This is a genomic window from Bradyrhizobium manausense (assembly GCF_001440035.1).
Classification (GTDB): domain Bacteria; phylum Pseudomonadota; class Alphaproteobacteria; order Rhizobiales; family Xanthobacteraceae; genus Bradyrhizobium; species Bradyrhizobium manausense.
Genome location: NZ_LJYG01000004.1, coordinates 107,488 through 114,406, shown reverse-complemented (window position 1 = coordinate 114,406; position 6,919 = coordinate 107,488). Strand labels below are relative to the sequence as shown.

Annotated in this window: 6 protein-coding genes and 1 pseudogene; 4 read left to right on the top strand and 3 right to left on the bottom strand. The window is 65.3% G+C overall.

The genetic code is table 11. From position 1 onward, the window contains the following. The 3 genes and pseudogenes from AOQ71_RS46890 to AOQ71_RS01130 all read right to left on the bottom strand — a co-directional run. Window positions 1-126 (bottom strand): annotated as a pseudogene (locus tag AOQ71_RS46890) (cell division protein ZapE); the annotation flags it as partial. A gap of 239 nt (window positions 127-365) precedes the next feature. Continuing rightward, on the bottom strand, window positions 366-902 hold the full coding sequence (thpR, locus tag AOQ71_RS01135) for an RNA 2',3'-cyclic phosphodiesterase (RefSeq protein WP_057740735.1): 537 nt from the start codon (window positions 900-902) through the stop codon (window positions 366-368). 175 nt (window positions 903-1,077) lie between these two features. After that, window positions 1,078-1,713, bottom strand: coding sequence for an arylesterase (locus AOQ71_RS01130; RefSeq protein WP_057740861.1), 636 nt, complete (start codon window positions 1,711-1,713; stop codon window positions 1,078-1,080). A 55-nt stretch (window positions 1,714-1,768) separates the two neighbouring features. Here AOQ71_RS01130 and AOQ71_RS01125 point away from each other — a divergent pair, with 55 nt between their 5' ends. From AOQ71_RS01125 to AOQ71_RS01110, 4 genes are all read left to right on the top strand, one after another. After that, the gene (locus AOQ71_RS01125; RefSeq protein WP_057740733.1) at window positions 1,769-2,491 is read left to right on the top strand and encodes an ABC transporter ATP-binding protein; all 723 of its coding nucleotides are present in this window, start codon (window positions 1,769-1,771) and stop codon (window positions 2,489-2,491) included. Further along, the gene (locus AOQ71_RS01120) at window positions 2,488-5,058 is read left to right on the top strand and encodes an ABC transporter permease (protein WP_057740731.1); all 2,571 of its coding nucleotides are present in this window, start codon (window positions 2,488-2,490) and stop codon (window positions 5,056-5,058) included. Before AOQ71_RS01125 ends, AOQ71_RS01120 begins: the two co-directional genes overlap by 4 nt. Before the next feature lie 283 nt (window positions 5,059-5,341). After that, a complete protein-coding gene (locus AOQ71_RS01115; protein WP_057740728.1) occupies window positions 5,342-6,133 on the top strand; it encodes a Bax inhibitor-1/YccA family protein in 792 nt (263 codons plus the stop codon). 212 nt (window positions 6,134-6,345) lie between these two features. Beyond that, a complete protein-coding gene (locus tag AOQ71_RS01110; protein WP_057740726.1) occupies window positions 6,346-6,876 on the top strand; it encodes a GNAT family N-acetyltransferase in 531 nt (176 codons plus the stop codon). Window positions 6,877-6,919 lie beyond the last annotated feature (43 nt).

Genomic DNA, 6,919 nt, shown 5'->3' with positions numbered 1-6,919 from the left:
GAGCCGCAGATCCAGCGCGGTATAGGCTTCGGCGACTTCGGCCTGCGCGGCATCGGCCTCGATCGCGCCGGAGGCGATCTGGGCCTGATAGGCTTCGCTGAAGGAGGAATTTGGGGTGGAGAGCATCGCCCTTTACCGCCAGAGACCGGCGGAAATTGCAAGCCGTGAAATGGTGGACGGGCTATGCGGATTCTTCTCCCTCGCCCCGCTCTTGCGGGGCCGCGACGAGCTTCGCTCGCGCTGAGAGGGTTGGGCTGAGGGGCCTCTCTCCACACGTGAGATGGTAGAGAGACCTGTACCCCCTCACCCGGATCGCAAGAGCGATCCGGCCTCTCCCCGCAAGCGGGGAGAGGTGAAGATAGACCTCACGCACATAGCTCGTAGGCGTCCTCGACCACATATGGGCCGCCGCCGGTCGATGCGCGCGAGGAGAACAGCACGAAGCGTTCGGCCATGAAGGCCTTGCTCGGGAAGTAGCCGCGGATCGAGAGATAGTCGGCGACGTCGCGGTCGGTGGCGTCGTGCAGCCGGGCCAGCGTGACATGAGGGATGAATTTGCGCCCTTCCGGATCGAGGCCGATCCGCTGCATCATCCGTTCCAGTTCGGCCCGCAGATCCATCAGCGGCTTGCTCGGTGCGATGGTGGCGACCACGGCGCGCGGCTTGCGGCCACCGAAGCTCTGCAAGCCCTGCACCTTCACTTCGAAGGGCTTGCGATCGATGCGAAACAACATCGATGCGATCTCGTTGGCGGAGGCGCCGTCGATATCGCCGATGAAGCGCAGAGTGACGTGATAATTTTCGGGATCGATCCACCGGGCGCCGGGAAGGCCACCTCTAAGATTGGAAAGCGACTGGCCAATCTCGGCCGGAATTTCCAGACCAGTGAACAAACGCGGCATCGTTTCGCACTCCCGATGCTTGGGTACAGTCCTCAGAGCCAAGGACCCTATCCAAATTAGAGCCGGCGACGAATCACCGGTACCCTGATTCCTATCGCAGTTGTGTGACTCTGCGAAGTGCTGCCAAGGCTACACCCGAAAAACCCTGGGTGTTAGGGTTAGCATTGCCTGCTTTTCAACGGCGTTGCTCGCCGATCGTACGCACGAATGCCTCCACGGTGGGCAGCATCTTGTCGACGATGATGTCGACGCCTGCAGCGGTCGGATGAATGCCGTCGGCCTGGTTGAGTTTCGCGTCGGCCGCGACGCCGTCGAGGAAGAACGGATAGAGCGGCACGTCGAACCGTTTCGCCAGTTCCGGATAAATCGAATTGAAGCGCGCGCCATAGTCCGCGCCGAAATTCGGCGGCGCCAGCATCCCACACAACATCACGGCGATCTTGCGCGCCTTGAGACGCTGAACGATGTCGGCGAGCGCCGCCCGCGTCAAGTCAGGGTCGATGCCGCGCATGGCGTCGTTGGCGCCGAGTTCGACGATCACGCCCTCGGTTCCCTCAGGCACCGACCAGTCGAGCCGGTCGCGGCCGCCGGACGCGGTGTCGCCCGACACGCCGGCATTGGTCATGTCGATCTCTATACCCTTGGTCTGCAAGGCTTTTTTCAGCTTGGCCGGAAACGCATCCGGGGCCGAAAGGCCAAGACCAGCGCTCAAGGAATCGCCGAGGACGACGAGCTTGATCGGCTTTGCCGCGTCCGCCCAGGCGGGACCCGGGAGCGTCATCAAAGCGAGCATCAACACGGCTATGTGCATGAACAATCCGTAACGCCTCTCGACCGCGCTATCGGACTTGCCATATGACCGGACCATGGACATCAGCATCGCTTCCTCGTCGCTCGCCGGCACCACGCCGGACACCATCGCCATCTCCAACGTCAATCTCTCATTGGGGTCGGGGGCCGCACGCGTTCACATCCTCAAGGATATCAGCTTGCGCGTCGGCTCGGGGGAGACGATCGGCCTGATCGGCCCGTCAGGCTCGGGCAAATCCACGCTGCTGATGGTGATGGCGGGGCTGGAGCGTCCTGATAGCGGAGAGGTGGTGGTGGGTGGCACGCCTTTCAATGCCCTCGACGAGGACGCGCTGGCCCGCTTCCGCGGCCGCCAGGTCGGCATCGTCTTCCAGTCCTTCCATCTGATCCCGACCATGACGGCGCTGGAGAATGTCGCGGTGCCACTCGAGCTCGCCGGCAATCCTGATGCCAGCAAGCGCGCGGCAAAGGAGTTGCAATCGGTCGGCCTCGGCGACCGCCTGCATCATTATCCGACGCAGCTCTCCGGCGGCGAACAGCAGCGCGTCGCGCTCGCGCGCGCGCTGGCGCCCGATCCCGCCATCCTCGTCGCCGACGAGCCGACCGGCAATCTCGACGAGGCGACCGGCAAGCAGATCATCGACCTGCTCTTCACCAAGCATGCCGAGCGCGGCATGACCTTGGTGCTGGTCACGCACGATTCCTCGCTGGCGCATCGCTGCGATCGCGTGATCCGCCTGCGCTCGGGCCGCATCGACACGCAGACGACGAACGCATGAGCGTCGCCGCCCAACCGTTTGCGAAGCCGAACGGCGTTGCGCTGTCGCTGCGCTATGCCTTGCGCGAATTGCGCGGTGGCCTGCGCGGCTTCTACGTCTTCATCGCCTGCATCGCGCTCGGCGTGATGGCGATATCAGGCGTCGGCTCGGTGTCGGCGAGCCTGAGCGACGGCCTCGCGCGCGAGGGGCGCACGCTGCTCGGCGGCGACGTCTCGTTCGTGCTGTTTCAGCGCGAGGCCAAGCCCGAGGAAGTCGCCTTCCTGCGCTCGCGCGGCACCGTCTCCGTGGCTTCGACCTTGCGCGGCATGGCGCGCTCGGGCGACGGCAAGCTGGCGCTGGTCGAGATGAAGGCGGTCGATGACACCTATCCGATGCTCGGGCAGCTGACGCTGGCGCCGCAGCTGCCGCTGGCGGATCTGCTCGCGGAGAAGGACGGCGCATTCGGCGCCGCCGCCGACCCGGCGCTGCTGGCGCGGCTCTCTGTCAAAATTGGCGACCGCGTCACCATCGGATCCGCAACCTTCCAGATCCGCAGCGCCGTCGAGGCCGAGCCCGACAAGCTTGCCGGCGGCATCGGCTTTGGTCCGCGCTTCCTGATCAGCGAGGCCGCCTTGCGTGCCACCGGACTGATCCAGCCCGGCAGCCTGGTGCGCTGGGTCTACCGCGTGAAGCTGCCGGATGTCGCCAACAGCGACCGCGCCACCGACGGCTTCATCGCGGATGCGCGCAACGCCGCGCCAGAGGCCGGCTGGGAGGTGCGCAGCCGCTCCAACGCCTCGCCGCAGCTCGAACGCAACATCAGCCGCTTCACGCAATTCCTGACCCTGGTCGGCCTCGCCGCACTGCTGGTCGGCGGCGTCGGCGTCGCCAATGCGGTGAAGAGCCATATCGATCGCCGGCTCGAGGTGATCGCGGCGTTCAAGGCCGTCGGCGCCACGGGCCGCGACGTGTTCGGCATTTACCTCGCGCAGGTCGTTTTGCTCGCCGCGATCGGCTCGGTGATCGGGCTGGCGCTGGGAGCAGCGATGCCGTTCGCCATCGTCGGCCTGTTCGGCAAGCTGCTGCCGCTGCCGGTGGTGCCGGCCGTGCATGAGGGCGAGCTCGCGCTGTCCTTCGTCTACGGCCTGCTCACCGCGCTCGCCTTCGGCCTGTGGCCGCTCGGGCGCGTGCATGACGTGCCGGTCGCGGCGCTGTTCCGCGATACCGTCGCCGCCGAATGGCACCGGCCACGGCTGGGCTATCTCGTGTTCATGGGGGTCGTCATCGCGCTGCTGGTTGCCGTGGTGATCGGCCTGTCCTTCGACAAGCGCATCGCCGCGGTGTTCGTGATCTCCTCCGTCGTCGTCTTCGCTGTCTTGCGCGGCGTCGCCGGCCTGCTGATGGCGATCGCGCGAAAACTGCCGCGCACGCGCTTCACCATGCTGCGGCTGGCGATCGCCAACATTCACCGGCCGGGCGCGCTGACGCCATCGGTCGTGCTGTCGCTCGGGCTGGGTCTCGCCGTGCTCGTCACCATCACCCAGATCGACGGCAATCTGCGCCGGCAGTTCCTGGCCGCGCTGCCCGACCGCGCGCCGTCGTTCTACTTCATCGATATTCCAAGCACGCAGGCCGTTCCCTTCGACGACTATCTGCGCCGGATCGCTCCTGGCGCGAAGGTCGAGGACGTGCCGATGCTGCGCGGGCGCATCGTCGCCGCCCGCGGGGTCCGCGCCGAGGACCTCAAGCCCACGACCGATTCCGAATGGGTGCTGCAAAGCGACCGCGGCCTGACCTATACCGGCGAGCTGCCGAAGGGTTCCAAGGTGGTCGAGGGCGAATGGTGGGGCGCCGATTATTCCGGCCCGCCGCTGGTCTCGATGGAGAAGAAGATCGCCGATGGCCTCGGCCTCAAGCTCGGCGACGAGATCGTGGTCAACGTGCTCGGCCGCGACATCCCGGCGAAGATCAGCAATCTGCGCAACATCGACTGGCAGGGATTGGGTATCAATTTCGTGCTGGTGTTCTCGCCGAACGCCTTCAAGGGCGCCCCGCACACCCACATCGCGACGCTGACCCAAGCCTCGGGCGATGCAACAGGCGACGGCAAGATCATCAAGCAGGTTGCGGATGCTTACCCAATGGTGACGAGCGTGCGCGTACGCGAGGTCATGGAGACGGTCGGCGCGGTCGTGACCAATCTGGCGCTCGCGATCCGCGGCGCCAGCGCCGTGACGCTGATCTCGGCGATCCTGGTGCTGGGCGGCGCGCTCGCCGCCGGCCATCGCCACCGCGTCTATGATGCGGTGATCCTGAAGACCCTGGGCGCGACGCGGCTGCGGCTGCTCGGTGCCTATGCGCTCGAATATCTGCTGATCGGCCTTGCCACCGCAATGTTCGGCGTGATCGCCGGCAGCTTAGCTGCCTGGATGATCGTGACGCGGCTGATGACGCTGACCTTCGTCTGGCAGGGTGCAAGCGCGGCCGCCGTGGTTGCCGCCGCCCTGGTCGTCACCGTCGGGCTCGGCCTCGCCGGGACCCTGCTGGCGTTGAACAAAAAGCCCGCCACGGTGTTGCGGAATTTGTGATAAAAGGTCGCGGCCGGCCGCGCGGGAGCGGAATCGCGCCATTCCCGCGGTTAACCACGTCTGCTTGTCAGGCTCACGTCAGGATTGCACCGCAAGGGCGACATTCGGCCGCGCGTGGACCGTTGCGGTGAATGTGTTAGTTTCCCACATATCGGATGGGTTCGGAGCCCCGATTGTTAGCCAAAATTAATGTCGGCAGGCATCGGTATCCGAGATAGAATTTGACGAACCGGCGGCATGGCAACCCCTGTGCCGGGCCGGGCCAACCAACGGGAATTCGACCATGTCGGACCTAGACCGCAATTACGCTTCTCCTTTCGGCAGGGCCGCCGGGCGTGTTGACGCCGCGACGGTCGACGCCGGACTGCGCGCCTACATGCTGCGCATCTACAATTACATGAGCATTGGCCTCGCCATCACCGGCCTTGCCGCGCTCGGTGTCTACATGGCCGCCGTGACCGATGTTCCGACCCCGGAAGCGGTTCGCGTCGGCAAGCTGTTCCTGACGCCGTTCGGCTACGCGATGTTCGTGAGCCCGCTGAAATATCTGTTCATGCTGGCGCCGCTCGCCATGGTGTTCGTGATCTCCGCGGGCATCAACCGTCTGGCCCCCTCGACCGCCCAGATCCTGTTCTGGGTGTTCTCGGCGCTGATGGGAGTCTCGCTGTCGACCATCTTCCTGGTCTACACGCATGACTCGATCGTGCGGGTGTTCTTCATCACCGCGGCGACCTTCGGCGCGCTGAGCCTCTACGGCTACACCACCAAGCGTGACATGAGCGGCATGGGCTCGTTCCTGTTCATGGGCCTGATCGGCATCATCATCGCGAGCCTGGTGAACCTGTTCCTGGCTAGCTCGGCGCTGCAGTTCATCGTCTCGGTCGTCGGCGTGCTGGTGTTCGCCGGCCTCACCGCCTGGGACACCCAGCGGCTGAAGAACGAGTACATCTACGGCTACGCGTCGGCCGGCGGCGACATCGCCGAACGTGCGGCCATCACCGGCGCGCTGTCGCTGTACTTGAACTTCATCAACCTGTTCACGCTGCTGCTGCAGCTGCTCGGCCAGCGCGACTAAGCGCTAGACCAGAGCGAACGGACACGAACCCCGGCCGAAAGGCCGGGGTTTTTGTTTGGGGCCGACGGCCTCCCCGTCATTGCGAGCGCAGCGAAGCAATCCAGAGTCCCTCCGCGGATGCATTTCTGGATTGCTTCGCTGCGCTCGCAATGACGATGTGGAAACAGCATTGCCCCTTCCAGCCGTCGCGAGGACGCTCTAATCTTCGCCCCATGTCCGCACCCGAAATCAGGCCCACCATCGAGGCCGACCTTCCCGCCATCACCGCCATCTACCAGCAGGCCGTCCGCGAGGGCACCGCGACGTTCGAGCTGGATCCGCCTGACCTCGCCGAAATGACGCGCCGCTATCGCGTCCTGGTCGACGGCGGCTATCCCTATTTCGTCGCTGTGATCGACGGCAGGGTCGCCGGCTACGCCTATGCCGGCGCCTACCGGCCGCGTCCGGCCTATCGCTTCACGGTCGAGAACTCGATCTATCTCGATCCCGCCTTCCACCGCCGCGGCATCGGCTCGATGCTGCTGCAGCGGCTGATCAGCGAATGCGAGGCGCGCGGCTTCCGCCAGATGATCGCCGTGATCGGCGATTCCGCCAATGCCGGCTCGATCGGCGTGCACACCAGAGGCGGCTTCAAGATGATCGGCACGCATCCCAATGTCGGCCTGAAATTCGGCCGCTGGCTGGATACGGTGATGATGCAGCGGGATCTCGGTGAAGGCGCGAGGTCGGTGCCGGGGAAGTAGGTCGGTCTCGTAGCCCGGATGGAGCGAAGCGAAATCCGGGACA

What these genes read in the sequence shown, in the direction of transcription:
- thpR (WP_057740735.1), bottom strand. Translation starts at nt 902, where the DNA reads ATGCCGCGTTTGTTCACTGGTCTGGAAATTCCGGCCGAGATTGGCCAG.
- AOQ71_RS01130 (WP_057740861.1), bottom strand. Translation starts at nt 1,713, where the DNA reads ATGCACATAGCCGTGTTGATGCTCGCTTTGATGACGCTCCCGGGTCCC.
- AOQ71_RS01125 (WP_057740733.1), top strand. Translation starts at nt 1,769, where the DNA reads ATGGACATCAGCATCGCTTCCTCGTCGCTCGCCGGCACCACGCCGGAC.
- AOQ71_RS01120 (WP_057740731.1), top strand. Translation starts at nt 2,488, where the DNA reads ATGAGCGTCGCCGCCCAACCGTTTGCGAAGCCGAACGGCGTTGCGCTG.
- AOQ71_RS01115 (WP_057740728.1), top strand. Translation starts at nt 5,342, where the DNA reads ATGTCGGACCTAGACCGCAATTACGCTTCTCCTTTCGGCAGGGCCGCC.
- AOQ71_RS01110 (WP_057740726.1), top strand. Translation starts at nt 6,346, where the DNA reads ATGTCCGCACCCGAAATCAGGCCCACCATCGAGGCCGACCTTCCCGCC.